This window comes from Aquibacillus rhizosphaerae (genome assembly GCF_030282825.1).
Classification (GTDB): domain Bacteria; phylum Bacillota; class Bacilli; order Bacillales; family Amphibacillaceae; genus Aquibacillus_C; species Aquibacillus_C rhizosphaerae.
In genome coordinates this window covers 37,947-62,159 of sequence record NZ_JASTZU010000040.1, presented here as the reverse complement: position 1 = coordinate 62,159, position 24,213 = coordinate 37,947, and the positions used below count along the sequence as shown (strand labels likewise).

The following is a 24,213-nucleotide window of genomic DNA, read 5'->3' as shown; positions in this document are numbered from 1 at the left end:
CCCGAAGGGATCCAGTTGCTTCACGCGCTCGACTTGCATGTATTAGGCACGCCGCCAGCGTTCGTCCTGAGCCAAGATCAAACTCTCCATAAAATACGAGCTTGGTTGCTCATTACTTAACTAGCTTTTTTCTTACTTAACATACTGATTGTTTTGTTCAGTTTTCAAAGATCAATATTTCACTGCGCCGTTTTTGGCGACATCTTATATAGTAACATGCGTCAAATCCGAAGTCAATAGTTCATCAAATATTTTTTGTTGAAAATTATTTGGAATCATTCGTTTCGAACTGACAACAGAAATTAATATAGCATATCAATTTTCTAATATCAATAGTTTTTTTAAAAAAAACAGAGAAAATATACTATACCTTTTTTAAAAACTCTTTAGGTATAGTATATTTTCTCTGTTATATTGTTTCCTTCTTACCATAATACTACTTTTTATTCATTTTCTATTTTCCTAGGTATGTATTTCATGCACTCTTTTTCACTTGCCACTCTACGAAAGAGTTGAAAAAGCAACTTATACCTTTCAGCCATTGCTCTTTTGACCATTTGATCAATACGTTTATCTTCCATATCTAACAGTAGTTCCTCTAACTCTCGTTTTATTAAGTATTCAATTTCCTTTTGTTCCATATCACTTACAAGCATACCCAACATTCAATCACTCCTATAAATAAATACACTTCTATCTTTTCCATATTCCACAATTTTATTAGTCCTAAAACAATTTAGTCATTCATATTGATAAATACGAATCATAAAATATAGCAAGTCCCTAAAGGAGGAAGAGTGATGCAGCACTTTTATGTATTGAATGTAAAAAAACGTAGTCGGTTGGGCTTAGTCCTTGCCGCAGCACTATTTACCGCTATTTTTTTATGGGTGGAGACAGAAAGTTCATTTTCCGTCTTTTCTACTAAAGACAACCCAGCCGCTTTAAGTAAAGGAAGTGAAGACGACCCTAACATTTCACTTACATTTAATATTAGTTGGGGGAATGAGATGGTAGAACCAATTTTAGAACAATTGAAAAAACATGATGTACAAGCTACTTTTTTTGTAAGTGGGGAATGGGCAGAACGTCATCCTGCACTACTTAAAAAAATTGAAGAAGATGAACATGAGATTGGTATGATGGGTTATCGTTATAAGAGTTACTTAAAGCAAGAGCAAGAACAAATTAAGAAGGATTTACTTTATGCCCAAGAGATATTTAGTAAATTAGGGTATGAAGATACAAAGTTAATGCGCACTCCAAGTGGCCACTTTAATAAAAAAATATTAGAATTAATTGAAAATCAAAATTATAAAGTTATCCAATGGAATGTTAACCCTGAAGATTGGAAGAATCCAGGAGAACAAATAATAATCGATCGTGTAATGGAAAAAACCTCCAACGGAGATATCATTTTACTCCATGCTTCAGATTCAGTTAAACAAACTCCCAAAGCTCTAGAGACAATTTTACCTGGTCTGAAAAATAAAGGATTTGAATTTGTAAGTATCTCTGAATTGATTTCTAGAGCTGAGTCTAAATCGGAAGAAGTAGAATAAGATGATTTCCTATAAAATAAAGCGACAGTTCTATAATTATAGAAACTGTCGCTTTACTACTTGCTATTTTTTTTATTATCGCTAATTGCTGTTTTATTTGTTAAACGATGTAATACTAATAACTGATACGTATTACAAATTAATAAAGGAACTATCATTAACCAAGCATAATCACCGCCGCTTGTCCGTATTCCAGGTACCCATTCAATTGCAGTAACCACAACCATAAAAAATAAAGCAGGCACAAACGCTTTCCGGTTTGTTTCCTTTGCCTTTATTCCCGAGACGATCCATCCATAAATAAAAATCGCTAGGGCTACTATAATATAAGTAATTAAGGAGGTATCACTTTCATCTGCTCTAAACCTAAAGTAAACAAGATCAAATAAAGTAAATGCAATTAGTATAATCTGAATAGGACTCCAAAACCCCTTGAACATACTTAACCCAAATTGATTAATTGTTAGATATGCAAAGAAACCCATTTGACTTATCAAGCTAAATACAAAACCTAAAGCTGTAAAAAACAGCAATAGTCCAAATACTTCAAATACATCAAGTGGTTGTAAAAACTCTTTATATGACCCAGCTTTAACAAAAAAACTGGTTATTAAAGTTGCAACAGCGCCTAGTAACAGCGTTGAAAAAAATAAACGAACTATATCACGACTTTTCACTATGTATCCTCCTATGACTTATACCCGATAATTATTACCTTAAGATATTTTATCATGAATCCTAGCTTTTTTCCTTTCTAATACATATTTTCTCTTTCTAATTCTCATATTAAAAATAAGAATTACCTTGAAAGGGAGTAGTTCAAATTGAAAAAGATAATACCATATGTATGTATTTGTTTCTCCTTTTTTATGCTAGCTTCATGTGGTGGAGGTGGCGGCGCAACAGGTGGAGAGGAAAAAAGCGATTATGATACAACCAAAAAAATGGTTACTGATATACTGAAAACAGACGAAGGAAAACAAGCTATGACTGACGTGCTTTCAGATGAGAAAATGCAAAAAACATATGTCATTGAATCAAAAGTTGTTGAACAAGCTGTTACTGATACACTTACCTCTGATGAGGGAAAAGAGTATTGGAAGAAGATGTTTGAAGATCCAAAGTTTGTTGAGTCTTTTGCTAAATCAATGCAAGCTCAACAAGAAGATGTAATAAAAGGGCTAATGAGTGATTCCGAATACCAAAAGAAAATGATTGAAATTCTTTCTAACCCAGACATGGAAGATCAAATGTTAACTGTACTAAAAGGGCAACAGTTTCGTGAACATTTGGAAAAAACAATTCAGGAAACGTTAGACTCCCCTTTATATAAAGCAAAAATAACTGATATCGTTATTAAAGCTGCGGAAGAAATGAAGCCTTCTGAAGGATCTGGTGGTGAGTCTGGTGGCTCTGGTGAAGAAGGTGGCGGTGAATCTGGCGGTGGCGGTCAATAAAAATTACTAACAAAAAGAGCTAATCCAGTAAAAATTGGGATTAGCTCTTTTTTTCATTGCTCATATTTTTCAATTATTTTAGCAGCAATATTTCTATATTCTATACCATTTGGATGATCTTCTTGGTAAACAGATGGAGCAAATACTCCCTCTTCTTCATAAGGTTGTTGTAAGGATAACTGACCAATCACCTCTGAATTAAGTGCTTCGGCTAGTTTATCACCGCCACCTTGTCCAAATACAAATTCCTTTTCACCTGTTAGTTGACTTTCAAAGTAAGCCATATTTTCTATAACACCTAATATTTCATGGTCTGTAGTCAATGCCATTTGTCCTGCACGTGCTGCAACAAAAGCAGCAGTCGGGTGTGGTGTTGTAACGATTACTTCTTTAGATGATGGTATCATGTTATGAACATCTAAAGCGATATCACCTGTACCTGGTGGAAGATCTAGTAGTAAATAGTCAAGGTCTCCCCACTCTACTTCTTTAAAGAAGCTTGTCAACATTTTACCTAATCTAGGACCCCGCCAAATTACAGGAGAGTTATCCTCCACGAAGAATCCCATCGAAATCAGTTTAACACCAAATCGCTCAACAGGAATAATTCTGTTTCCTTTTAACGCGGGCCGTTGCTCTACTCCCATCATGTCAGGGATACTAAAACCATAGATATCAGCATCTATAATACCTACTTTTTTTCCAAGACGAGCCAGTGCTACTGCTAAATTAACAGTTACAGTTGATTTCCCAACCCCACCTTTACCACTAGCAACAGCAATAAATTTTGTATCCGTTTCGCCGCCTAATAAAGAAGTGTCTTTTTCACTTGTTGGTTGAAATTTAGCAATTACTTCATCTGGCAATTGATTAAATCTTAATCCAACAGTTGCAGCCCCTTCACCTTTTAATTTATTCACTAATTCCTGCTGTAGTTGCATCTGTTCGGCCGTGTTTGTTTTTCCGATTGCCAACTTTACACTAACATGATTCTTTTCTTCTTTTATTGTAATTTCTTCAATTCCGTTTGTTTCCTCAAATGTTTTATGTAAAAATGGATCTTTTATTGGATTTAATAACTCCAGCACTTTTTCTCTAGTTAGCAAATTTGTCACCATCCCTTGATTGAGGTTCTTATTATATATATTTAGTATAACATAAATTCTCTATAAACTAAGTGATTTGGATCATAGGCCAAGGGTGCTCTCTCTACTCTTCTGTTTCATGACGTAATACGCCTTCATATAAACTAGCGGCCATTTTACGCTGATATTGTTTTGTTTTTAGCAATTCTCGTTCGTGGGCATTTGATAAAAATCCAATTTCAACAAGGGCACCTGGTAGTCCAGCATGCTTTAGTATATACATTCCATTTAAAGCTAATGCTTCACGGTTCGTATTTTCCAGATTCCTTTTTATCTCCGCTTGCAATTTTTTAGCAAAACTTTCACTTTCATCCATGGCGGGGTAGTAGAACGTCTGCGCACCACTCCATTCTTTGGAAGATAACGCATTTAGGTGAATACTTAAAAATAAATCTGGTTCTTTTTCTTTTATGAATGCAACCCTATTTCTAAGGTCTTCTGCTTTTCGTCGTGCTAATCCATTCGTGTTTTTATCAGCTAAGTCTTTGTCCTCTTCTCTAGTAAGGTACACAAGTGCTCCCGATTGCTGCAAATAATCCCGAAGTATCTTCGCAACATCGAGCGCAATATCTTTTTCCAAAGTCTCATCCGAACCTACCGCACCACCATCTACTCCCCCATGTCCAGGATCTAAAACAATAACTTTTCCAGACAAGGGTAAAGACCATGAATCCCATGAATCTGTTGACTTTTGAATTGGATATTGAACTAAAATAACTAAAAGAATAGCACCAATTATCCAAGATGCTAACTTAACTGATCGGTTCATTTTTTGTCTCCCCCCATACTTAATCCTGCTTTCACTATATGGGACAAGGGGTGCTTTTATTACTGTTTTAATCATTTAGATACGATGTAACGGTAATTCATTCATCAGAAACTTCAAAAGTGCTTTTTTAAAAAAAAATAAGGATAAAACACAATTATAAAGAGCTTAAAGATAAACGGCATTACACCCTAATCTAAAGCTCTTTAATTTAGACTATATCTTTAAACACTTTCGCTTGTATATCAAGTTCCCTTGCTGAATTTCCAATCCCCGTAAACTCCTCCATTGCTTGTTCAATTAATTCTTGATTTTTCGCAAACCCTTCCTGCGAGCGTTCTGTTGCATCACTAATTTTAGTTGTTTCACTAGTAATTCCTTCTATATGTGCATTTACATCTTGTACGGACTCTTGCACTTTAGTTGCAAGTTTTCGGATTTCACCTGCAACAACATTAAATCCCCTACCATGTTCTCCTGCACGAGCGGCTTCAATTCCTGCATTTAATGCTAGAAGGTTTGTTTGCGCAGCTATTTCACGTATTGTTTTGACAATACCTTCAATAGAAATTGCCTGGTGTTTTAGTGATTCAAGCATGTCCAAGTTTTCTTTTGATTCATTAACAACTTCTTTGGTTGATGTTGCTATTTCCTCACTTCTTATGATTCCTTGCTCAGCTCTTCTATTTAAGTCTTCCGCCATCTCTTGTAGCTGAAAAGTAATCTCTTTACTACTGTTTTCTCTTTGGGTAATATCCGTTGCAATTATAACAACAGCTTCAACTTTATTATTTTCATCAAAAACGGGTGTATATGTAGCCTCTAACCAAATCATTTGTCCCGATTTAGTAACTCGTTGAATTTTTTCCTGAAAGCTCTTGCCCTTTCTTAAATCGTCCCAAAACAAGTCACACTTTCTACTTTTTGCAAATTCATCTGTACAAAATTGCCGGTGTAAAAGATTTGGCATTTCTGAAACATTGTATCCCATTGTTTTTGCAAAATTTTCATTCGCCCATAAGACGACTCCTTGTGTATCAAACTCAATCATGGCTAATGAATCTTCTATCGCAGCTAATAGTGCATCCTGATTTAATACTTGAGTACTACTGGAAACTGCTTTCGTTTGTGTTAATTTGAAATAAATTCTCCTTTTTAGATATAAATATCTCGAAACTAGTATAATTATTATCTATGTTATTATCGACGCAACTCTTATATTGTGTAGAGAATCTAATGAAAATAGAATACATGTTAGCTTAATCAAGCCTTTCACTCAGTGACGTAGGGCAAGGGAGCTACCCTGAGTTATTTTGGATGTTATCAATTTCTTAGGAATTTATAATTTCCAAGACAAATTAAAAAGCTCCCAACCGAAATCGGTTGAGAGCCTTATTCATATAATTAACGTTTTGAGAACTGTGGTGCACGACGAGCGCCTTTAAGACCGTATTTCTTACGCTCTTTCATACGTGCGTCACGCGTTAAGAATCCAGCGCGCTTCAATGCAGCACGATATTCAGGATCCGCTTCTAACAATGCACGAGCAACTCCGTGACGAATTGCACCGGCTTGACCAGTGAATCCTCCACCTTCAACAGATACCAATACATCATAGCTTCCTTCTGTTTCTGTAGTTGCTAAAGGTTGTTTAATGATTGTAATTTGTGTTTCGTATGGGAAGTAATCTTCTCCATTACGTTTATTGACAATGATACGCCCAGTGCCTGGAACTAGACGTACACGAGCAGTTGAACTTTTACGGCGTCCGGTACCGTAGTATTGTACTTGTGCCACTATTCGTTACCTCCTTTTAATTAACCGCGAAGTTCGTAAACTTCTGGTTTCTGTGCTTGGTGAGTATGTTCAGGTCCTCTAAATACATGTAATTTCTTAGCCATTTGGCGTCCAAGGCTTCCCTTTGGAAGCATACCTTTTACTGTAAGCTCCATCATTTGTTCAGGATACTTCGTACGCATTTCTAAAGCATTACGTGATTTTAAACCACCTGGGTGATTTGAATGACGGTAGTACATTTTGTCATTTAATTTGTTACCAGTAAGTTCAATTTTTTCAGCGTTAATGATGATTACGTGATCACCAGTGTCAACGTGTGGTGTATATGTTGGTTTATGTTTCCCGCGAAGGATTGAAGCAATCTCACTAGACAAACGTCCTAGAGTTTGACCTTCAGCATCCACAACAAGCCACTTACGCTCAATATTTTTTTCATTTGCCATGAAAGTTGTGCCCATGATCAGTTTACCTCCTGTAATTCAAAGTTCATTTTTGATTTTTTTAATCGTACTAGCTTTGCGATTGTATCGCTCCACATTGCTGTTTGACCTATATTCTACACGAATTAACTTTCCGGGGCTAATCGTGGGGTAGAAATTAAAATGCCATTAATCATCATATAACAACTAGGTTTTAAAGTCAATAGAATGTTACACCTGGAGCCGTTGTTTTTCAACAACTATCCACAGTCATCATTATAGACAACATTCCATAAAAACAAACCTTGAGCTGGCGCCGTTTTGCCAGCTACCGACCGATCCTTTGCTTCTATCATATCGATTATATCAGACGGTTGTCGTTTCCCTCTTCCAACTTCGATTAAAGTTCCTACTAATATACGAACCATATTGTATAAGAAACCATTTCCTTTAAAAACAAACTCTATTTGCTGCTTCTCTTCATCTTTATAACAGGAGGCATGATAGATAGTTCGAACCTTCAGCCCCTTTACACCTGCTTTAGCTGCACAAAATGAGCTGAAATCATGTTCTCCTTCCAACAACTTACACGCTGCATTTATTGCTTGTAAATCAAGATGATGCGTAAAATGAAAAGCATAATTTCTAATAAATACATTTTTCTCTTTTTCAGTAGAAAGAAAGTAATGGTACTCCTTTTCTACCACATCAAATCGAGCGTGAAAATTACTACTTACAATAGCTGCTTTTTTTACCATTATATCTTCAGGCAAAACTGCATTAAATGCTCTTTTCCAATTAGCTGGTGGAATATCAAGGTGTGTATCAAAATGAATTACCTGTCCGAGTGCATGTACTCTTGCATCAGTTCTACCAGAAGCGATAACGGACTTTTTTTCGCCTTTATGAATTTTTTTTAGAGCCTTTTCTAATTCTTCTTGAACAGTTCTCCCTTTAGGTTGGACCTGGTAACCTGAAAAATTAGTTCCATCGTATTTAATGATACACTTAATTCTTTTCACAATCTTTTTCACCCTTTACGATCTTGTAAGAAATAAACTTAAAATAACAAGTGCAAAACCAAAAAACGTTAGCCAATCACGGCGTTCTATTTTTAACTCACGAAGCTTCGTTCTTCCATCTCCACCTTGATAGCCTCGGGCTTCCATGGCCATAGCAAGCTCTTCTGCACGTTTAAACGCACTTATAAACAATGGAACTAATAAAGGTACAATCGCTTGAATTCTATCTTTCATAGGCCCTGTTTTAAAGTCCACTCCTCGTGATGCTTGAGCCTTAGATATTTTCTCTGTCTCCTGCATTAATGTAGGAATGAAACGTAAGGATATCGACATCATCAATGCTAATTCATGAACAGGGAATTTAATTCTATTTAGTGGCTGCAGTATGTGTTCAATTGCATCGGTTATTTCTATCGGCGTAGTAGTAAGTGTTAGTAGAGAAGTTACCAAAATTAACAGAAAGAAACGCAAAGCTATCGCAGCACCCAATATAACCGCACCAGAGAAAATTGGATAGGAGAAAACTTCAAATAATACTTCACCTTCTTTTGTTACAATCAAATGTAATATAAACGTAAATATGATAAGTATCCAAACTGGTGTTAAGCCTTTAATAATAAAAGAAAGTTTAATTTTTGTTGCTAACGCACTGCTTATTGAAAACAATGTTAAAAGACCATAACTAGCGACAGAATTAGCAAAGAAAACAAAAATGACAAAAAAGAATATTATTACAATTTTTGTACGTGGGTCCAGTCTATGAATGAAAGAGTTACTAGGAACATATTGACCAATAATAAGGGCGTTATTCATTGGTACTACCACCTCCAAGAGCAGCTTTCAACTCACATGCTAAATCATATGTAGATTGTCCTTTATAGGATAAAGAGATTCCAAGTTTCTCTTTTACTTTAAACAGAATTTTAATAACTTCGGGAATATCTAGTTGTACTTCATTTAATTCTTTTTGCCTAAGAAAAACTTCACTTGGCTTACCTTCCATAAATTTAGTTCCTTTATCAAGAACGATGACGTGGTCTGCATATTCAAGTGCATCTTCCATACTATGGGTAACCAAAAAGGTTGTAAGCTTTTTACTATGGTGTAATCGGTAAAACATCTCCATCATGTCTCTTTGTCCGCGGGGGTCTAATCCTGCAGTAGGCTCATCTAATACTAACACCTCGGGATCGACCGCCAAGACTCCAGCAATAGCAGCCCTTCTCATTTGTCCTCCACTTAAATCGAATGGGGACCTAGTTAATAATTGTTCTGGTAAATTTACAGATTGCATCACTTCAATAATGCGCTCTTTAATAGCTTCTTCATTAGCACCGAAATTTTTTGGACCAAATGCTATATCTTTTTCAATAGTTTCTTCAAATAATTGGTGCTCAGGATATTGAAAGACGACACCAACACGTTTTCTAAGATCTTTTATATTTTTTATCTTTTTTTCTGGAGTTAATTTATAATCACCAATCGACACTTCTCCATATGTTGGAGTAAGCAAACCATTTAGATGTTGAATTACCGTAGATTTACCTGAACCCGTATGTCCGACTATCGCTACAAATGTTCCTGAGGCTACTTTAAATGAAAGGTTACGAATAGCTTTATGCTCAAAAGGAGTATTTGGTTGATATGTATAATCTACATTTTTGAATGATATTTCCATAATTCTATCAATAACTCCTCATGATTTAGTGGTTGATTTTTTATTGGGACACCTATACTAGATAGGTCATCTGCTAACTTAGCAATAAACGGGATATCTAAACCAATTTGTTGCAACTCCTCTTTGCGGGAGAAAACATCTCGTGGGTTAGATTCTAACCATACTTCACCCTCACTCATAACTATTACACGATCCGCCTGCGTAATTTCGTTGAGGTCATGTGTAATTGCTACTAATGCTAAATGATGTTTATTTTTCACTTCATTTACTGTATTCATTATTTCATGACGTCCTTTTGGGTCTAGCATTGCGGTAGCTTCATCTAAGATAATAACTTCAGGTGAAATTGCTAGTATGCTTGCAATTGCCACCCGTTGCTTTTGACCACCCGATAAGCGATGCGGCTCATGCAGTATATAGTCAGTCATCCCAACGGCATCTAAACTATCATTAATTCTCTGAATCATTTCTTCTCTAGCAATACCTCGGTTCTCAAGCCCAAATGCAACATCATCTCTAACTGTTGTACCTACAAACTGATTATCAGGGTTTTGAAAAACCATCCCTACGCTTTTTCTAATATCCCAAATTGTTTCCTCATTAACAGGCATACCATCAACTATAATCTCACCTTCTTGAGGAAGTAATAAACCATTTATAAGTTTAGCAATAGTAGACTTTCCCGATCCATTATGACCGATAATTGCTATCCATTCATCAGAGAAAATTTCAAAACTAATATTTTTCAGTGCCCAAGGATATTCTTCACCATAACGAAATGAAACATTACGAAACGCAATAAATACTTTCTTCATAAATTACCTCCACAATCAAAATCGGCTACTCTATTTCCCTGGAAATAATTATTTATCATACCTTATAATAATAACATGTAAGTAATTACAACTTATTCAAGTATATACTCGTGGCAAACATAGCCTAAATTCATTTTATCATAACACGGGGAATTTCTGATGGGGATTAGCGCGCTGTATTATAGTTGTTTTGTTGATTTAAACTAGTGATATAGGAAATTGACTTTTAACAAAATAAAAAAGGGCTTGGATTCACCTCTTGGAAGAGATTCAGTCCTGCCCTTATAGCCACTAAACTTACATTTTTATTATACTAGTTCAATAATCGCCATTTCTGCTCCATCACCGCGACGTGGTCCAACTTTAAGAACACGTGTATATCCGCCTTGACGCTCGTCATAACGAGCAGCAATATCACTGAATAACTTTTGAACTGCATCTTCATTTTCATTCGCTTCTGCATTATATAGAAAAGCTGCTGCTTGACGACGGGCATGAAGATCACCGCGCTTACCAAGAGTAATCATTTTTTCAACAACAGAACGAAGCTCTTTTGCTTTAGCTTCAGTTGTTTCAAGTCGTTCATGAATAATCAAGTCTGTGGCAAGGTTACGAAGTAGTGCCATACGTTGATCTGTTGTACGACCTAGTTTTCTAGCCATGGATTATCCCTCCCTTTTTCGGAATATCTAAAGGTGTCTAATGAAATATTATCAATCGTCTTTACGTAAACCTAGACCAAGATCCTCAAGTTTATGTTTTACTTCCTCAAGAGATTTACGTCCTAAGTTACGTACTTTCATCATGTCTTCTTCAGATTTGTGAGCAAGTTCTTGCACTGTGTTAATTCCAGCACGTTTCAAACAATTGTAAGAACGTACAGATAAATCAAGTTCTTCAATCGTCATCTCTAGAACTTTTTCTTTTTGATCTTCTTCTTTTTCGATCATAATTTCTGCATTTTGTGCTTCATCTGTTAGACCTACGAAGATATTCAAATGCTCTGTATATATTTTTGCTCCTAATGATACTGCCTCTTCAGGTCTTATACTGCCATCTGTCCATACATCCAATGTTAACTTATCAAAGTTAGTTATTTGCCCTACACGGGTATTCTCTACTTGATAAGTCACTCGGGAAACTGGTGTAAAGATAGAATCAACAGGAACAACACCAATCGGCTGATCATCATGGTTGTTTACATCAGCTGGGCGGTACCCACGTCCACGTTCAGCTGTAATCTTCATATGCAAATTAGCATTTTTTCCTAATGTAGCAATATGAAGATCAGGATTTAAGATCTCAACATCACTATCATAAGTAATATCAGCAGCTGTAACTTTTCCTTCTCCCTGCACGTCAATCTCTAATGTTTTCTCTTCTTCAGAATAAATCTTGAGAGCAAGCTTCTTAAGATTTAAAACTATCGTTGTAACATCTTCTACGACTCCATCAATAGTTGAAAATTCGTGAAGTGCTCCGTCAATTTGTACAGATGTAACAGCAGCGCCAGGAAGTGAGGATAAAAGGATACGACGCAAAGAGTTACCCAGTGTAGTACCATATCCGCGTTCTAGTGGTTCCACGACGAATTTTCCAAATGTAGCATCATCGCTGACCTCTACCGTTTCAATCTTTGGTTTTTCAATTTCGATCATTAGTTAAAACCCTCCTTCAAAACGTCGAAACCTCGGCTAGACTATGATGTCTAACCGAAATTCCTCAGGTAGGCAGTTCCCGTTTCTGCACTATTCAATTTCGTATTCTTCTGTCAAATGCGATGCTGACTTAAGGGTAACAAAACTTCATTCACTTATAACAGTTTTGATCCCTATACTTTTAGCTATCATAACCCATTATAGACAGGCTGACAAATTATATACGGATAAATTAAACACGACGACGTTTTGGTGGGCGACAACCATTGTGAGGAACTGGTGTTACATCAACAATGGCAGTAACTTCAATACCTGCTGCTTGTAGTGAACGGATTGCCGCTTCACGTCCGGCGCCTGGTCCTTTAACAGTTACTTCTAGAGTTTTAACACCGTGTTCTTGTGCAGATTTAGCTGCAGCTTCTGCTGCCATTTGTGCAGCGAATGGTGTAGATTTACGAGACCCTTTAAACCCAAGAGATCCAGCACTACTCCATGCTACAACGTTTCCTTGCACATCAGTAATTGTAACGATTGTATTATTGAAAGTGGAACGAATATGTGCAATACCAGTATCAATATTCTTTTTCACACGTTTTTTACGTGTATTAGTTCTACGTGCCATTAATTAACTAACCTCCCTTAGCTTATTTTTTCTTGTTAGCCATAGTTTTACGTGGGCCTTTACGTGTACGAGAGTTGTTCTTTGTATGCTGTCCTCGCACTGGTAAACCTCTACGGTGACGAATTCCACGATATGAGCCAATTTCGATTAGGCGTTTAATGTTTAGTGATACTTCACGTCGAAGATCACCCTCTACATTGTACTTTTCAATTGCAGTACGAATTCTTGCTAACTCATCTTCTGTTAAATCGCGAACACGAGTGTCTTCAGAAACTCCAGCTTCTTTTAACACTTCTTGTGCAGTAGCTTTTCCAATACCGTAAACATAAGTAAGAGAAATTACCACACGTTTTTCACGAGGAATGTCTATACCTGAAATACGTGCCATTAAAGACGTGCACCTCCTTATTTATTAACCTTGTTTTTGTTTATGCTTAGGATTTTCACAAATCACCATAACTTTTCCTTTACGGCGAATGACCTTGCATTTTTCACACATTGGTTTTACAGATGGTCTTACCTTCATCATCCATACCTCCTCTTGTATCGGAGCATTTAATTATTTGTATCGGTACGTAATACGCCCTCTTGTTAAATCATATGGAGAAAGTTCAACCGTCACCTTATCTCCTGGTAAAATTCGAATAAAGTGCATACGAATCTTTCCAGATACATGAGCTAAAACGGTATGACCATTCTCTAATTCAACTTTAAACATAGCATTAGGTAATGTATCAGTGACAGTACCTTCTACTTCAATTGCATCGTCTTTCGCCATCGAGTTGATCTCCCTTCTTTAAATCAGTCACTATTTCATTGACAAATTTAGATATAGCAAAACGCAGCTTACCATTTGTGACGCGACCAGTTTCTAGAAGGCTGTATTGGACCTCCGGAGAAATATAAGCCAATGGCTCAATATGATGTCTATTCTTTTTCTTAGGACGATCATATTTCCTTTTTTCTCCATCAGCAAGCAAGACAAAACGATCATCCACAACATCTATGACAATAGCATATTGACCTGCTTCTCGTCCTTGTAAGATTTGAACAACTTGACCTATTTGCGGACTCGACTCCGAATCATTCAACCACGATCACCTTCACTTAGGCTATTGTTAATATCTGAAAACCTTCTTCTGTAATGGCAATAGTATGTTCGTAATGAGCACACTTTTTACCATCTAGGGTGACTACCGTCCAATTATCCGCAAGAGTTTTAACATACCTACTCCCTGCATTAACCATTGGTTCAATGGCTAAGACCATACCAGGCTTCAACAGTGGACCTTTATTTGGTGGGCCGTAATGAGGAATTGTCGGATCTTCATGAAGTTCTTTACCAACTCCATGGCCCGCATATTCTCTAACTATACTGAACCCTTTTGGTTCAACAAAGCTTTGAATGGCATGAGATATATTTGTAAGGCGTACACCTGGCTTTGCTTCCTTAAGACCTATTAAAAGTGCGGCCTCTGTTACTTCAAGCAATTTATCAGTATCTCTGTCAACAGCACCCACAGCATAAGTCCATGCTGAATCTCCATGATAACCATTATACCTGGCGCCTATATCAATACTAATAATATCACTATCTTTCAATTTTCGGTTTCCAGGAATACCATGGACTAGCTCTTCATTAACCGAAGCACAAATGCTACCACGAAAACCATTATAACCTTTAAACGAAGGAAATGCACCCATGCTAACAATAAACTTATCAGCAATGTTATCCAATTCTTTTGTTGTAATACCAGGTTCAATATATCTTTGAAGTTCTTTATGTGTGAGAGCAACTATCTCCCCTGCTATTTTCATGGTTTCAATTTCTCGTGGTGTTTTGTAATGAATCATTTTGCTACGTCTCCAAGTTTACCATCGATATCTTGAAAAACCTTATCAATTTGTTGAGAACCGTTGATGGAGACAAGGTATCCTTTGTCATGATAAAAGTCTAACATTGGTTGTGTTTGCTCTAGATTAACTTCAAGACGCTTCGTTACGGTCTCAGGTTGATCGTCTTTACGTTGAATTAAAGCTGCACCGTCTTTATCACATACACCCTCTTGTTTAGGAGGATTATAAACTACATGGTATGTTGCACCACAAGTAGGACAAATCCGACGTCCAGTCAATCTTTCAATGAGTTGATTTTTAGGAACATCTACATGAAGCACATAGTCCAATGATCTTTCCATATCTGTTAGTAATTCTTCTAGTGCTTTTGCTTGTGCAATCGTTCTAGGAAAACCATCTAACAAGAAACCCTTCTCACAATCATCCTTACTTAATCTTTCCCGAACAATTCCAATTGTAACCTCATCTGGTACAAGCTCACCTTGATCCATAAACGCCTTTGCTCTAGTTCCAAGCTCCGTTCCTTCTTTAATTGCTAAACGGAACATATCTCCTGTAGAGATATGTGGGATTTGATATTTCTCTACTATCTTTTCCGCCTGCGTACCTTTACCAGCACCAGGAAGCCCCATTAGGATTAAATTCACCGAATTTCCCCTCGCTTCGTTTCATCATGTACAACATCAGCTTATATCAATTCTTATTTTATAAAACCTTTATAGTGACGTTTTACTAGTTGACTTTCTAACTGTTTCATTGTCTGTAATGCCACACCAACAACAATCAACAAACTAGTACCACCAATTTGTACAGATTGAGGTAAGCCTGCAAGATCACCTAAAATAAGTGGTAACACAGAAACAGCAGCTAGAAAGATAGACCCTACGAACGTTAGACGATACATTACACGAGTAAGATACGTCTCCGTATTTTTACCAGGCCGTATCCCCGGGATATATCCACCTTGCTTTTTCAAGTTTTCTGCCATTTGCTCAGGGTTTACTTGAACAAATGTGTAGAAATAGGTGAAGGCAATAATAAGCGCTACATAAATTACCATTCCTATAGGTTGTGTGTAATCAAAGATTGTTTCTATTGTTCCAGCAAAGCTACTATTTTCAAAGAAACTAGCTACTGTTCTAGGAGCAACAATAAATGATATTGCAAAGATTACTGGGATAACTCCAGCAGCATTTACTTTTAACGGCAAATGTGTAGAGTGTCCACCAACCGGAGAACGATTAACTACTTTTTTCGCATATTGAATTGGTATTTTACGTAGTGCTTGCTGGATAAAGATTACTCCAACTACAACAGCAAGAACAACTAATATAATTAAGGCAACGATAACGATATTGATGAATAAATCATCTCCAACATTACCACCAAAATATTGTTCATATAACTGGTTAACACCATTTGGTATTGCAGCAACAATACCAGCAAAGATTAAGATGGAAATTCCATTACCAACGCCATGAGCTGTAATTTGTTCACCAAGCCACATTAAAAATGCTGTACCACTTGTTAATACAATTGCAATTACAATGAATTTACCAGCGCCAGGATCTTTAATTAACTGACCTCCAGTCATTGCATTGAAACCTACAGACATTGCACTAGCCTGAATAAGGGCTAAGACAATTGTTGCATAACGGGTGAATTGAGCTAACTTACGTCGGCCCATCTCCCCCTGTTTTTTCCATTCTGAAAACTTTTGTACAACATCCATCTGCAACAATTGCATGATGATGGACGCTGTAATGTAAGGCATGATTCCCATTGCAAAAATGGAGAAGTTTTGCAATGCTCCGCCTCCAAATGTATTCAAGAACCCAAAAACACTTTGTTCATCCATGAAGTTAATTGCTTCTTTATCAGAAAAAGGAACTGGAATAAATGTGCCTAATCGGAATACTATTAGCATTAACAACGTGAATACTATTTTATTTCTAATATCACCCACGCGCATAAAATTGGAGATTGTACTGAACATTAGATCACCTCTGTTTGACCGCCCGCTGCCTCGATAGCTTCTTTAGCAGAAGCAGAGAACTTGTGAGCTTTTACGGTAAGTTTCTTTTCAATAGAACCATTTCCAAGAACTTTAATTCCGGCTTTCACTTTACTTACAACACCAGTTTCAAGTAAAAGCTCAGGTGTAATTTCTGTACCTTCTTCGAATTTGTTTAGAGCATCTAAGTTTACGATCGCGAATTCTTTACGGTGAATGTTTGTAAATCCTCGTTTAGGCAAACGTTGGAATAATGGCATTTGGCCACCTTCGAATCCTGGACGGACTCCACCACCAGAACGTGAATTTTGTCCTTTATGTCCACGCCCAGATGTCTTTCCATTACCTGAAGACATTCCACGACCAACACGATTACGTTCTTTGCGAGCTTGTGATGGCTTCAATTCATGAAGTTTCATGCGAGCACCTCCTCTTTACGCTAACTATTTTTTAAACTTCTTTTACCGCTACTAAATGTGATACTTTAGTAATCATACCTCTTACGGCAGGATTATCTTCACGGACTACTGTTTGGCGGATTTTATTTAAACCTAGTGTTTTAACTGTAGCTTTTTGACCTTCTGATCTACCAATAACACTGCGCGTGAGGGTAATTTCTAACTTTTTAGCCATTTGATTTCCCTCCTTATCCTAACAGTTCTTCAACTGATTTACCACGTAGTTTTGCTACATCTTCAGCACGTTTCAATTCATTTAGTCCATTAATTGTTGCACGTACCATATTAATTGGTGTGTTTGATCCTAGTGATTTTGAAAGAATATCACCAACACCAGCTAGTTCAAGTACGGCACGTACAGGTCCACCAGCAATAACTCCTGTACCTTCTGAAGCTGGCTTCATGAAAATACTACCTGCACCAAATCCACCAGTGATTTGATGTGGAATTGTCGTACCAACGATAGGTACTGTAATTAGATTTTTCTTTGCATCATCAATTGCTTTTTTGATTGCATCTGGTACCTCTTGTGCTTTACCTGTACCAAATCCAACATGACCATTTTTATCACCGACTACAACAAGTGCAGCGAAGCGGAAACGACGTCCACCCTTTACTACTTTTGCTACACGGTTGATTGTAACTACACGTTCTTCTAGATCCAATTTATTCGGGTCAATGTTTGTACGCAATATATGTCCCTCCTTTAACGATTAAAATTCAAGACCTGCCTCGCGGGCAGCATCTGCTAATGCTTTAACACGTCCATGATACAAATAGCCACCACGGTCAAATACCACATTTTTATGGCCATTTGCTTGGGCGCGAGTTGCAAGTAATTCTCCAACTTTTTGAGCTGCTTCAACATTACTAGTAGAGTCAAGATTAAACTCTTTATCTACAGTTGAAGCACTAGCTAATGTTTTATTGTTTGTATCATCAATAAGTTGTGCATAGATGTGTTTATTGGAACGGAATACGTTGATACGTGGACGTTCCGCTGTACCAAAAAGGTTTTTACGAACACGTTTGTGTCTTTTTTTACGCACTTCGTTTTTATCTGGCTTAGTGATCATCTAGGTCACTCCTTTCTGTTACCTGACTAAACAGCTTTATTTAGCTGTCTTACCTTCTTTACGTCGTACATATTCATTTGCATAACGAATACCTTTTCCTTTGTAAGGCTCAGGCGGGCGAATGGCTCTAATGTTTGCAGCAACTGCTCCAACCAATTCTTTATCGATTCCCTTAACAATTACTTTTGTATTTGCAGGTACTTCGATTTCAATGCCTTCACGTTTTTCAATTTCAACTGGGTGTGAATAACCAGCGTTAATTACTACTTTATCACCTTGCTTTTGCGCACGGTAACCAACACCTTGAATTTCAAGTGTTTTTTCATAGCCAACGTGTACTCCTTCAACCATGTTACCAATCAAGCTACGTGTAGTACCGTGTAGAGCACGGTGAGTTTTATTATCACTTGGACGCTCAACAGTAAGAACGTTATCTTCGATCTTTATAGTCATATCCTCATGAAAAACACGAGTAAGTTCACCTTTAGGACCCTTAACTGTTACTGTGTTACCATCAATTTTGATGTCAACACCTTCAGGGATTTCAAGGATTTTTAATCCTATACGAGACATTCAGAGCACCTCCTATCTTGTAAATAATATATTACCAAATATACGCTAGCACTTCGCCGCCAATAGCCTGCTCACGTGCTTCTTTATCAGAAAATACACCTTTTGAAGTCGATACGATCGCAATACCAAGACCGTTCAATACTTTTGGAATTTCATCAGCTTTTGCATAAACACGTAATCCCGGTTTACTGATACGCTTCAAACCAGTAATTACTCTCTCTTCATTTGCACCATATTTCAAGAATATACGTAGTACACCCTGTTTGTTATCTTCAATGTATTCATAATCACGCACGAAACCTTCGCGCTTTAAAATGTCAGCAACTTCTTTTTTTAACTTTGATGCAGGAAGTTCAAGCTTCTCATGGCGCACCATGTTTGCATTACGAATACGAGTAAGCATATCTGCAATTGGATCAGTCATAACCATTATTCATTACCTCCTTCCCTAATGGGGGTTTACCAGCTTGCTTTTTTGACACCAGGAATTTGACCTTTATAGGCAAGTTCACGGAAACAAATACGGCAAAGCTTAAATTTACGCAATACAGAATGAGGACGTCCACAACGTTCACAACGAGTGTATTCTTGAACTTTAAACTTTTGCGTGCGTTTTTGTTTCGCAATCATTGATTTTTTAGCCACAATTTTCCCTCCTTCTATTAGCTCTATCGCTTATTTTTGGAAAGGCATGCCAAGATTTGTTAATAGTTCGCGTGCTTCTTCATCAGTATTGGCTGTTGTTACAATAACAATATCCATACCGCGAACTTTATTGACTTGGTCATAATTTATTTCTGGGAAAATCAATTGTTCTTTTACACCAAGCGTATAGTTACCACGACCATCAAAAGCTTTCTTTGAAATTCCACGGAAGTCACGAACACGTGGAAGTGAAACATCGATAAGTTTTTGAAGGAACTCATACATACGCTCTCCGCGAAGGGTTACTTTTGCGCCTATTGGCATTCCTTCACGCAAACGGAATCCTGCAATTGATTTCTTTGCTTTTGTTACCATAGGTTGTTGACCTGAGATTAAAGAAAGTTCTTCTACAGCAGTATCTAGTGCTTTAGAATTTTGAACTGCATCACCAACACCCATATTTATAACTATTTTTTCAACTTTAGGTACTTCCATTACTGAATCATAATTGAATTTTTCTACTAAAGTTGGTATAATTTCGCCTTTATATCTTTCTTTCAGTTCGTTCATCGAGTAGCCCTCCTTTCGCCGCTAATTTATTTATCTAACGCTTCACCGGATTTTTTAGCGATACGAACTTTCTTTCCGTCACGTACTTCATTACCAACACGAGTTGGTTCACCGGACTTCGGATCAATCGGTAATACATTAGAAACATGGATAGGTGCTTCTTGGTTAAGAATTCCACCTTGTGGATTGTCTTGTGAAGGTTTTGCGTGTTTCTTAACAATATTAATTCCTTCAACTAAAACTTTTTCTTTCTTTGGATATGCAGCAAGAATTATTCCTTGCTTTCCTTTATCTTTACCAGATAACACTTGAACTTTATCACCTTTTTTAACATGCATGCTATACGCACCTCCTTACAAGGCTTTTCATTACGAGCTTCTAGGTGTGAAAAATGCGGAGAAAATCGTCTCGATTTATCGTCTTTTACCTTTATGGTATCAACTTTCGATGCACATCATGTGCTAGTGTCGACGAATCTACTTAAAAGTAGAAACTCACTGCCGTCCTGACTATTTTCATGCGTTTTTCACCTTAAAATTATAGTACTTCTGGAGCTAGAGATACGATCTTCATAAACTTAGCATCGCGTAATTCACGTGCAACCGGTCCAAAGATACGAGTACCTCTTGGGCTTTTATCATCACGTATAATTACAGCTGCGTTTTCGTCGAATTTGATATAAGATCCGTCTTTGCGTCGAACTCCGCTTTTCGTGCGAACGATTACTGCTCTTACGACCTCACCTTTTTTGACAACGCCTCCAGGTGTTGCTTGTTTTACCGTACAAACAATTACATCACCAATATTTGCAGTCTTACGACCAGAACCACCTAGTACTTTAATAGTTAACACTTCACGTGCACCAGAGTTATCTGCAACTTTTAAACGAGACTCCTGTTGAATCATACCGTTGTAACCTCCCTTCGGAATGCTTCCGAGCGAACTTTATTAAATAATTACCGCTTCTTCTACTACTTCAACTAGACGGAAACGCTTAGTTGCTGATAGCGGACGAGTTTCCATGATACGAACAACATCACCTGTTTTAGCTTGGTTGTTTTCATCATGAGTTTTGAATTTCTTAGAGTATTTTACACGTTTTCCATAAAGTTTATGGAACTTATACGTCTCTACTAATACTGTAATGGTTTTATCCATTTTGTCAGATACTACACGACCAGTATAGACCTTACGATCATTACGCTCACTCATTTGAGGTTAACCTCCTCTCGTTATCAGTTATTTACGCTTAGCTCTCTTTCGCGAACAACAGTTTTCATACGCGCAATTGATTTGCGAACTTCACGAAGACGTGCTGTGTTCTCCAATTGACCTGTAGCTAACTGGAAACGCAAGTTGAAAAGTTCTTCTTTTAATGACTTAACTTTTTGTTCAATTTCGGCAGTGGTTAGTTCTCTGATTTCATTAGCCTTCATTGATTTCACCACCAATTTCTTCGCGTTTTACAAATTTAGTTTTAATCGGTAGTTTGTGAGATGCAAGACGCAATGCTTCACGAGCTACCTCTTCAGATACACCTGCGATTTCAAACATTATTTTACCTGGCTTCACTACTGCAACCCATCCCTCAGGAGCACCTTTACCGGAACCCATTCGAACTTCTAGAGGTTTAGCAGTATATGGTTTATCTGGGAAAATTTTGATCCAAACTTTACCGCCACGTTTCATGTAACGAGTCATTGCAATACGAGCTGCTTCAATTTGACGACTAGTGATCCAAGAAGCATCAACTGCTTGCAAACCGTATTCACCAAATGCTACTGTAGTACCGCCTTTAGCTTTACCATTCATTTTTCCACGATGTTGCTTACGATGTTTTACACGTTTAGGCATTAACATAATGCTTGCCCCCTTCCTTACTTTTTGTTTTTAGTTGGAAGGACCTCTCCACGATAGATCCACACTTTTACACCTAGTTTACCATAAGTAGTATCTGCTTCTGCAGTACCATAATCGATATCAGCACGTAATGTGTGTAGTGGCACAGTTCCTTCACTATAATGTTCCGCACGAGCGATATCAGCGCCACCAAGACGACCTGATACTTGTGTACGAATACCTTTAGCTCCTGCACGCATAGCTCTTTGAATTGTTTGCTTTTGTGCACGACGGAATGAAACACGATTTTCTAATTGGCGTGCAATATTTTCTGCAACCAATTTCGCATCTACATCTGCTTTTTTAACTTCTACGATGTTAATGTGAACTCTTTTTCCAGTTAAAGAATTAAGAGACTTTCGTAAAGCTTCAACTTCTGAACCGCCTTTACCAATTACCATACCAGGTTTAGCAGTAGAGATAGAGATATTCACACGGTTAGCTGCACGTTCTATTTGAATACTTGATATAGCAGCATCTTTAAGACGTTGCTCTAGATATTCACGAATTTTAATATCTTCATGCAGTAAGTCTGCATAGTCTTTGCCAGCGTACCATTTTGATTCCCAATCACGGATTACGCCAACACGAAGTCCTATAGGATTAACTTTTTGACCCACAGATTATCCCTCCTTCTTTTCTGATACAACCACTGTAATGTGGCTTGTTCTTTTATTAATTTGGCTTGCACGACCCATAGCACGTGGACGGAAACGTTTCAATGTAACGCCTTCGTTTACAAATGCTTCTGAAACATACAAATTATCTGTATTCATTTCGTAATTGTGCTCTGCGTTCGCAATAGCGGAATTTAATATTTTTTCTACAACTGGTGATGCACCACGTTGAGTGTGTCTTAAGATTGCAATTGCTTCTCCAACACTCTTTCCTCGAATTAAATCTATAACTAACCGAACTTTACGAGGAGCAATACGAACAGTTTTAGCAACAGCTTTTGCTTGCATTAGGAGTGCCTCCTCTCATTTAACGTTTTGTTTTCTTGTCATCGCCAGCATGCCCTCTATACGTGCGGGATGGAGCGAATTCACCTAACTTATGTCCAACCATATCTTCTGTAACATAGACTGGTACATGTTTACGACCATCATATACTGCAATCGTGTGACCTATGAAATTCGGGAAAATCGTAGAACGACGTGACCAAGTTTTAACAACTTGTTTCTTGTCATCTTCATTTAACTTTTCAACTTTCTTCATCAAATGATCATCTGCGAAAGGTCCCTTTTTTAAGCTACGACCCATACATAAACCTCCTTTTGCGATTGGCGGACGGGCAACTTATCCCGTCGTTCAATCTCGTTATTTTTTACGTTTACGTACAATAAATTTATCAGTTGTTTTATTACGTTTACGTGTTTTGTAACCAAGTGTTGGTTTACCCCATGGAGACATTGGTGATTTACGTCCGATTGGAGCGCGTCCCTCACCACCACCGTGTGGGTGATCATTAGGGTTCATTACAGAACCACGAACTGTCGGGCGTTTACCTTTCCAACGAGAACGGCCTGCTTTACCAACGTTAATTAATTCATGTTCTAAGTTTCCAACTTGACCGATCGAAGCGCGGCAAGTACCAAGTACTAATCTCACTTCTCCTGAAGCTAAACGAACTAATACATATTTATCTTCACGACCAAGAATTTGTGCTTGTGAACCTGCTGAACGAGCTAACTGTGCTCCGCGACCAGGCTTTAATTCAACGTTATGAATTATAGTACCTACTGGAATATTTTTCAGTGGAAGTGCATTACCCAATTTGATATCCGCACCTTCACCAGAGATAATTTCAGTACCTACTTGCAGCCCCTTTGGAGCTAGAATATAACGCTTTTCTCCATCTGCATAGTTAATTAGCGCAATATTCGCTGTGCGGTTTGGATCATATTCGATTGTAGCAACGCGTCCTGGTATTCCATCTTTATCGCGTTTAAAATCGATGATACGATATTTACGTTTGTGTCCACCGCCTTGATGACGAACAGTCAATTTACCCTGGTTATTACGTCCACCGCGTTTGCTTAGTGGCGCAAGTAGGGATTTTTCTGGTTGATCAGTTGTGATTTCAGCAAAATCAGATCCTGACATTCCACGTCGACCATTTGTGGTTGGTTTATACTTCTTAATCGCCATCTGTTTTCCCTCCTTTTATATTATTTTTG

The 24,213-nt window shown here is 37.5% G+C and carries 40 protein-coding genes and 1 rRNA gene; 2 read left to right on the top strand and 39 right to left on the bottom strand.

The features are described from left to right. Positions 1-93 (bottom strand): 16S ribosomal RNA (locus QQS35_RS13335); the annotation flags it as partial. Between the two features lie 350 nt (positions 94-443). Next, entirely contained in the window at positions 444-665 is a 222-nt protein-coding gene (locus QQS35_RS13330; protein ID WP_285932713.1) for a hypothetical protein, read from the bottom strand. Positions 666-800: 135 nt separating this feature from the next. On the opposite strand from QQS35_RS13330, the gene pdaB reads away from it, so the two are divergent. Beyond that, positions 801-1,562 carry a polysaccharide deacetylase family sporulation protein PdaB gene (gene pdaB / locus QQS35_RS13325; protein ID WP_285932712.1) on the top strand — a complete coding sequence of 254 codons (762 nt, stop codon included), beginning with the start codon at positions 801-803 and terminating at the stop codon, positions 1,560-1,562. Between the two features lie 56 nt (positions 1,563-1,618). Here the strand turns inward: pdaB and QQS35_RS13320 are convergent, their stop codons facing one another. Beyond that, a complete protein-coding gene (locus tag QQS35_RS13320) occupies positions 1,619-2,239 on the bottom strand; it encodes a KinB-signaling pathway activation protein (RefSeq protein WP_285932711.1) in 621 nt (206 codons plus the stop codon). Positions 2,240-2,386: 147 nt separating this feature from the next. On the opposite strand from QQS35_RS13320, the gene gerD reads away from it, so the two are divergent. Next, entirely contained in the window at positions 2,387-3,019 is a 633-nt protein-coding gene (gene gerD, locus QQS35_RS13315; protein ID WP_285932710.1) for a spore germination lipoprotein GerD, read from the top strand. Between the two features lie 53 nt (positions 3,020-3,072). On the opposite strand, the gene QQS35_RS13310 is transcribed toward gerD, so the two are convergent. The 36 genes from QQS35_RS13310 to rplB all read right to left on the bottom strand — a co-directional run bounded on the left by QQS35_RS13310 (position 3,073) and on the right by rplB (position 24,184). Continuing rightward, the gene (locus tag QQS35_RS13310) at positions 3,073-4,125 is read right to left on the bottom strand and encodes an Mrp/NBP35 family ATP-binding protein (protein WP_285932709.1); all 1,053 of its coding nucleotides are present in this window, start codon (positions 4,123-4,125) and stop codon (positions 3,073-3,075) included. A gap of 103 nt (positions 4,126-4,228) precedes the next feature. After that, positions 4,229-4,933, bottom strand: coding sequence for an N-acetylmuramoyl-L-alanine amidase CwlD (gene cwlD / locus QQS35_RS13305; RefSeq protein WP_285932708.1), 705 nt, complete (start codon positions 4,931-4,933; stop codon positions 4,229-4,231). 208 nt (positions 4,934-5,141) lie between these two features. Then, entirely contained in the window at positions 5,142-5,999 is an 858-nt protein-coding gene (locus QQS35_RS13300; RefSeq protein ID WP_331490760.1) for a methyl-accepting chemotaxis protein, read from the bottom strand. A 335-nt stretch (positions 6,000-6,334) separates the two neighbouring features. Continuing rightward, positions 6,335-6,727, bottom strand: coding sequence for a 30S ribosomal protein S9 (rpsI, locus tag QQS35_RS13295; RefSeq protein ID WP_285932707.1), 393 nt, complete (start codon positions 6,725-6,727; stop codon positions 6,335-6,337). A gap of 20 nt (positions 6,728-6,747) precedes the next feature. Next, positions 6,748-7,185: a 50S ribosomal protein L13 gene (gene rplM, locus QQS35_RS13290; RefSeq protein WP_285932706.1), complete on the bottom strand. Its 438-nt coding sequence runs from the start codon at positions 7,183-7,185 to the stop codon at positions 6,748-6,750. A gap of 221 nt (positions 7,186-7,406) precedes the next feature. Further along, positions 7,407-8,168 carry a tRNA pseudouridine(38-40) synthase TruA gene (truA, locus tag QQS35_RS13285; protein ID WP_285932705.1) on the bottom strand — a complete coding sequence of 254 codons (762 nt, stop codon included), beginning with the start codon at positions 8,166-8,168 and terminating at the stop codon, positions 7,407-7,409. Between the two features lie 15 nt (positions 8,169-8,183). Further along, positions 8,184-8,981 carry an energy-coupling factor transporter transmembrane component T family protein gene (locus QQS35_RS13280; RefSeq protein ID WP_285932704.1) on the bottom strand — a complete coding sequence of 266 codons (798 nt, stop codon included), beginning with the start codon at positions 8,979-8,981 and terminating at the stop codon, positions 8,184-8,186. Next, positions 8,974-9,846 (bottom strand): energy-coupling factor ABC transporter ATP-binding protein, encoded by an 873-nt coding sequence (locus tag QQS35_RS13275; protein WP_285932703.1) that lies wholly within the window; start codon positions 9,844-9,846, stop codon positions 8,974-8,976. The genes QQS35_RS13280 and QQS35_RS13275 overlap by 8 nt, the downstream gene beginning before the upstream one ends. Then, a complete protein-coding gene (locus QQS35_RS13270) occupies positions 9,822-10,661 on the bottom strand; it encodes an energy-coupling factor ABC transporter ATP-binding protein (RefSeq protein WP_285932702.1) in 840 nt (279 codons plus the stop codon). Before QQS35_RS13270 ends, QQS35_RS13275 begins: the two co-directional genes overlap by 25 nt. Positions 10,662-10,969: 308 nt before the next feature. After that, on the bottom strand, positions 10,970-11,323 hold the full coding sequence (gene rplQ, locus QQS35_RS13265; RefSeq protein WP_285932701.1) for a 50S ribosomal protein L17: 354 nt from the start codon (positions 11,321-11,323) through the stop codon (positions 10,970-10,972). 51 nt (positions 11,324-11,374) lie between these two features. Next, the gene (locus QQS35_RS13260; protein WP_285932700.1) at positions 11,375-12,319 is read right to left on the bottom strand and encodes a DNA-directed RNA polymerase subunit alpha; all 945 of its coding nucleotides are present in this window, start codon (positions 12,317-12,319) and stop codon (positions 11,375-11,377) included. Positions 12,320-12,551: 232 nt separating this feature from the next. Next, entirely contained in the window at positions 12,552-12,941 is a 390-nt protein-coding gene (gene rpsK, locus QQS35_RS13255; RefSeq protein ID WP_285932699.1) for a 30S ribosomal protein S11, read from the bottom strand. A gap of 22 nt (positions 12,942-12,963) precedes the next feature. Then, complete coding sequence (gene rpsM, locus QQS35_RS13250) at positions 12,964-13,329, bottom strand: 30S ribosomal protein S13 (RefSeq protein WP_285932698.1); 366 nt, start codon at positions 13,327-13,329, stop codon at positions 12,964-12,966. A 24-nt stretch (positions 13,330-13,353) separates the two neighbouring features. Next, a complete protein-coding gene (gene rpmJ, locus QQS35_RS13245) occupies positions 13,354-13,467 on the bottom strand; it encodes a 50S ribosomal protein L36 (RefSeq protein WP_003720928.1) in 114 nt (37 codons plus the stop codon). Positions 13,468-13,500: 33 nt separating this feature from the next. Further along, entirely contained in the window at positions 13,501-13,719 is a 219-nt protein-coding gene (infA, locus tag QQS35_RS13240; RefSeq protein WP_003464670.1) for a translation initiation factor IF-1, read from the bottom strand. Further along, positions 13,697-14,032, bottom strand: coding sequence for a KOW domain-containing RNA-binding protein (locus tag QQS35_RS13235; RefSeq protein WP_285932640.1), 336 nt, complete (start codon positions 14,030-14,032; stop codon positions 13,697-13,699). Before QQS35_RS13235 ends, infA begins: the two co-directional genes overlap by 23 nt. A 16-nt stretch (positions 14,033-14,048) precedes the next feature. After that, positions 14,049-14,795 carry a type I methionyl aminopeptidase gene (gene map / locus QQS35_RS13230; RefSeq protein ID WP_285932639.1) on the bottom strand — a complete coding sequence of 249 codons (747 nt, stop codon included), beginning with the start codon at positions 14,793-14,795 and terminating at the stop codon, positions 14,049-14,051. Then, positions 14,792-15,445: an adenylate kinase gene (locus QQS35_RS13225; protein ID WP_285932638.1), complete on the bottom strand. Its 654-nt coding sequence runs from the start codon at positions 15,443-15,445 to the stop codon at positions 14,792-14,794. The genes map and QQS35_RS13225 overlap by 4 nt, the downstream gene beginning before the upstream one ends. 53 nt (positions 15,446-15,498) lie before the next feature. Further along, positions 15,499-16,794 carry a preprotein translocase subunit SecY gene (secY, locus tag QQS35_RS13220; RefSeq protein WP_285932637.1) on the bottom strand — a complete coding sequence of 432 codons (1,296 nt, stop codon included), beginning with the start codon at positions 16,792-16,794 and terminating at the stop codon, positions 15,499-15,501. Continuing rightward, complete coding sequence (gene rplO / locus QQS35_RS13215) at positions 16,794-17,231, bottom strand: 50S ribosomal protein L15 (protein ID WP_285932636.1); 438 nt, start codon at positions 17,229-17,231, stop codon at positions 16,794-16,796. Before rplO ends, secY begins: the two co-directional genes overlap by 1 nt. A gap of 31 nt (positions 17,232-17,262) precedes the next feature. Further along, positions 17,263-17,445, bottom strand: a complete 183-nt coding sequence (gene rpmD, locus QQS35_RS13210) for a 50S ribosomal protein L30 (protein WP_285932635.1) — start codon at positions 17,443-17,445, stop codon at positions 17,263-17,265. Between the two features lie 13 nt (positions 17,446-17,458). After that, entirely contained in the window at positions 17,459-17,962 is a 504-nt protein-coding gene (gene rpsE / locus QQS35_RS13205; protein WP_285932634.1) for a 30S ribosomal protein S5, read from the bottom strand. A gap of 21 nt (positions 17,963-17,983) precedes the next feature. Further along, positions 17,984-18,346, bottom strand: coding sequence for a 50S ribosomal protein L18 (rplR, locus tag QQS35_RS13200; protein ID WP_285932633.1), 363 nt, complete (start codon positions 18,344-18,346; stop codon positions 17,984-17,986). Between the two features lie 36 nt (positions 18,347-18,382). After that, positions 18,383-18,919, bottom strand: coding sequence for a 50S ribosomal protein L6 (gene rplF, locus QQS35_RS13195; protein ID WP_285932632.1), 537 nt, complete (start codon positions 18,917-18,919; stop codon positions 18,383-18,385). A gap of 31 nt (positions 18,920-18,950) precedes the next feature. Further along, the gene (gene rpsH / locus QQS35_RS13190; RefSeq protein ID WP_285932631.1) at positions 18,951-19,349 is read right to left on the bottom strand and encodes a 30S ribosomal protein S8; all 399 of its coding nucleotides are present in this window, start codon (positions 19,347-19,349) and stop codon (positions 18,951-18,953) included. A gap of 29 nt (positions 19,350-19,378) precedes the next feature. Next, positions 19,379-19,564, bottom strand: a complete 186-nt coding sequence (rpsN, locus tag QQS35_RS13185) for a 30S ribosomal protein S14 (RefSeq protein ID WP_010285078.1) — start codon at positions 19,562-19,564, stop codon at positions 19,379-19,381. Positions 19,565-19,594: 30 nt separating this feature from the next. Next, positions 19,595-20,134, bottom strand: coding sequence for a 50S ribosomal protein L5 (gene rplE, locus QQS35_RS13180; protein ID WP_285932630.1), 540 nt, complete (start codon positions 20,132-20,134; stop codon positions 19,595-19,597). Positions 20,135-20,160: 26 nt separating this feature from the next. Further along, a complete protein-coding gene (gene rplX / locus QQS35_RS13175) occupies positions 20,161-20,472 on the bottom strand; it encodes a 50S ribosomal protein L24 (protein WP_285932629.1) in 312 nt (103 codons plus the stop codon). A 199-nt stretch (positions 20,473-20,671) separates the two neighbouring features. Then, complete coding sequence (gene rplN, locus QQS35_RS13170; protein WP_285932628.1) at positions 20,672-21,040, bottom strand: 50S ribosomal protein L14; 369 nt, start codon at positions 21,038-21,040, stop codon at positions 20,672-20,674. 42 nt (positions 21,041-21,082) lie between these two features. Then, positions 21,083-21,346: a 30S ribosomal protein S17 gene (gene rpsQ, locus QQS35_RS13165; RefSeq protein WP_285932627.1), complete on the bottom strand. Its 264-nt coding sequence runs from the start codon at positions 21,344-21,346 to the stop codon at positions 21,083-21,085. A 23-nt stretch (positions 21,347-21,369) separates the two neighbouring features. Continuing rightward, the gene (gene rpmC, locus QQS35_RS13160; RefSeq protein ID WP_017473656.1) at positions 21,370-21,570 is read right to left on the bottom strand and encodes a 50S ribosomal protein L29; all 201 of its coding nucleotides are present in this window, start codon (positions 21,568-21,570) and stop codon (positions 21,370-21,372) included. Next, positions 21,560-21,994, bottom strand: a complete 435-nt coding sequence (rplP, locus tag QQS35_RS13155) for a 50S ribosomal protein L16 (RefSeq protein WP_285932626.1) — start codon at positions 21,992-21,994, stop codon at positions 21,560-21,562. The genes rpmC and rplP overlap by 11 nt, the downstream gene beginning before the upstream one ends. Before the next feature lie 17 nt (positions 21,995-22,011). After that, a complete protein-coding gene (gene rpsC, locus QQS35_RS13150; protein ID WP_285932625.1) occupies positions 22,012-22,653 on the bottom strand; it encodes a 30S ribosomal protein S3 in 642 nt (213 codons plus the stop codon). Between the two features lie 3 nt (positions 22,654-22,656). Then, a complete protein-coding gene (rplV, locus tag QQS35_RS13145; protein WP_285932624.1) occupies positions 22,657-22,998 on the bottom strand; it encodes a 50S ribosomal protein L22 in 342 nt (113 codons plus the stop codon). A gap of 19 nt (positions 22,999-23,017) precedes the next feature. Further along, positions 23,018-23,296, bottom strand: coding sequence for a 30S ribosomal protein S19 (gene rpsS, locus QQS35_RS13140; protein WP_285932623.1), 279 nt, complete (start codon positions 23,294-23,296; stop codon positions 23,018-23,020). Positions 23,297-23,353: 57 nt separating this feature from the next. Continuing rightward, positions 23,354-24,184 carry a 50S ribosomal protein L2 gene (rplB, locus tag QQS35_RS13135; RefSeq protein WP_285932622.1) on the bottom strand — a complete coding sequence of 277 codons (831 nt, stop codon included), beginning with the start codon at positions 24,182-24,184 and terminating at the stop codon, positions 23,354-23,356. Positions 24,185-24,213 lie beyond the last annotated feature (29 nt).

Bases quoted from the DNA above. Each gene is read 5' to 3' on its own strand.
- QQS35_RS13330 (WP_285932713.1), bottom strand. From the start codon at position 665: ATGTTGGGTATGCTTGTAAGTGATATGGAACAAAAGGAAATTGAATAC.
- pdaB (WP_285932712.1), top strand. From the start codon at position 801: ATGCAGCACTTTTATGTATTGAATGTAAAAAAACGTAGTCGGTTGGGC.
- cwlD (WP_285932708.1), bottom strand. From the start codon at position 4,933: ATGAACCGATCAGTTAAGTTAGCATCTTGGATAATTGGTGCTATTCTT.
- rplM (WP_285932706.1), bottom strand. From the start codon at position 7,185: ATGGGCACAACTTTCATGGCAAATGAAAAAAATATTGAGCGTAAGTGG.
- QQS35_RS13280 (WP_285932704.1), bottom strand. From the start codon at position 8,981: ATGAATAACGCCCTTATTATTGGTCAATATGTTCCTAGTAACTCTTTC.
- QQS35_RS13275 (WP_285932703.1), bottom strand. From the start codon at position 9,846: ATGGAAATATCATTCAAAAATGTAGATTATACATATCAACCAAATACT.
- QQS35_RS13270 (WP_285932702.1), bottom strand. From the start codon at position 10,661: ATGAAGAAAGTATTTATTGCGTTTCGTAATGTTTCATTTCGTTATGGT.
- rplQ (WP_285932701.1), bottom strand. From the start codon at position 11,323: ATGGCTAGAAAACTAGGTCGTACAACAGATCAACGTATGGCACTACTT.
- QQS35_RS13260 (WP_285932700.1), bottom strand. From the start codon at position 12,319: ATGATCGAAATTGAAAAACCAAAGATTGAAACGGTAGAGGTCAGCGAT.
- rpsK (WP_285932699.1), bottom strand. From the start codon at position 12,941: ATGGCACGTAGAACTAATACACGTAAAAAACGTGTGAAAAAGAATATT.
- rpsM (WP_285932698.1), bottom strand. From the start codon at position 13,329: ATGGCACGTATTTCAGGTATAGACATTCCTCGTGAAAAACGTGTGGTA.
- rpmJ (WP_003720928.1), bottom strand. From the start codon at position 13,467: ATGAAGGTAAGACCATCTGTAAAACCAATGTGTGAAAAATGCAAGGTC.
- infA (WP_003464670.1), bottom strand. From the start codon at position 13,719: ATGGCGAAAGACGATGCAATTGAAGTAGAAGGTACTGTCACTGATACA.
- map (WP_285932639.1), bottom strand. From the start codon at position 14,795: ATGATTCATTACAAAACACCACGAGAAATTGAAACCATGAAAATAGCA.
- secY (WP_285932637.1), bottom strand. From the start codon at position 16,794: ATGTTCAGTACAATCTCCAATTTTATGCGCGTGGGTGATATTAGAAAT.
- rplO (WP_285932636.1), bottom strand. From the start codon at position 17,231: ATGAAACTTCATGAATTGAAGCCATCACAAGCTCGCAAAGAACGTAAT.
- rpmD (WP_285932635.1), bottom strand. From the start codon at position 17,445: ATGGCTAAAAAGTTAGAAATTACCCTCACGCGCAGTGTTATTGGTAGA.
- rplR (WP_285932633.1), bottom strand. From the start codon at position 18,346: ATGATCACTAAGCCAGATAAAAACGAAGTGCGTAAAAAAAGACACAAA.
- rplF (WP_285932632.1), bottom strand. From the start codon at position 18,919: ATGTCTCGTATAGGATTAAAAATCCTTGAAATCCCTGAAGGTGTTGAC.
- rpsH (WP_285932631.1), bottom strand. From the start codon at position 19,349: ATGGTTATGACTGATCCAATTGCAGATATGCTTACTCGTATTCGTAAT.
- rplE (WP_285932630.1), bottom strand. From the start codon at position 20,134: ATGAACGAACTGAAAGAAAGATATAAAGGCGAAATTATACCAACTTTA.
- rplX (WP_285932629.1), bottom strand. From the start codon at position 20,472: ATGCATGTTAAAAAAGGTGATAAAGTTCAAGTGTTATCTGGTAAAGAT.
- rplN (WP_285932628.1), bottom strand. From the start codon at position 21,040: ATGATTCAACAGGAGTCTCGTTTAAAAGTTGCAGATAACTCTGGTGCA.
- rpsQ (WP_285932627.1), bottom strand. From the start codon at position 21,346: ATGAGTGAGCGTAATGATCGTAAGGTCTATACTGGTCGTGTAGTATCT.
- rpmC (WP_017473656.1), bottom strand. From the start codon at position 21,570: ATGAAGGCTAATGAAATCAGAGAACTAACCACTGCCGAAATTGAACAA.
- rplP (WP_285932626.1), bottom strand. From the start codon at position 21,994: ATGTTAATGCCTAAACGTGTAAAACATCGTAAGCAACATCGTGGAAAA.
- rplV (WP_285932624.1), bottom strand. From the start codon at position 22,998: ATGCAAGCAAAAGCTGTTGCTAAAACTGTTCGTATTGCTCCTCGTAAA.
- rpsS (WP_285932623.1), bottom strand. From the start codon at position 23,296: ATGGGTCGTAGCTTAAAAAAGGGACCTTTCGCAGATGATCATTTGATG.
- rplB (WP_285932622.1), bottom strand. From the start codon at position 24,184: ATGGCGATTAAGAAGTATAAACCAACCACAAATGGTCGACGTGGAATG.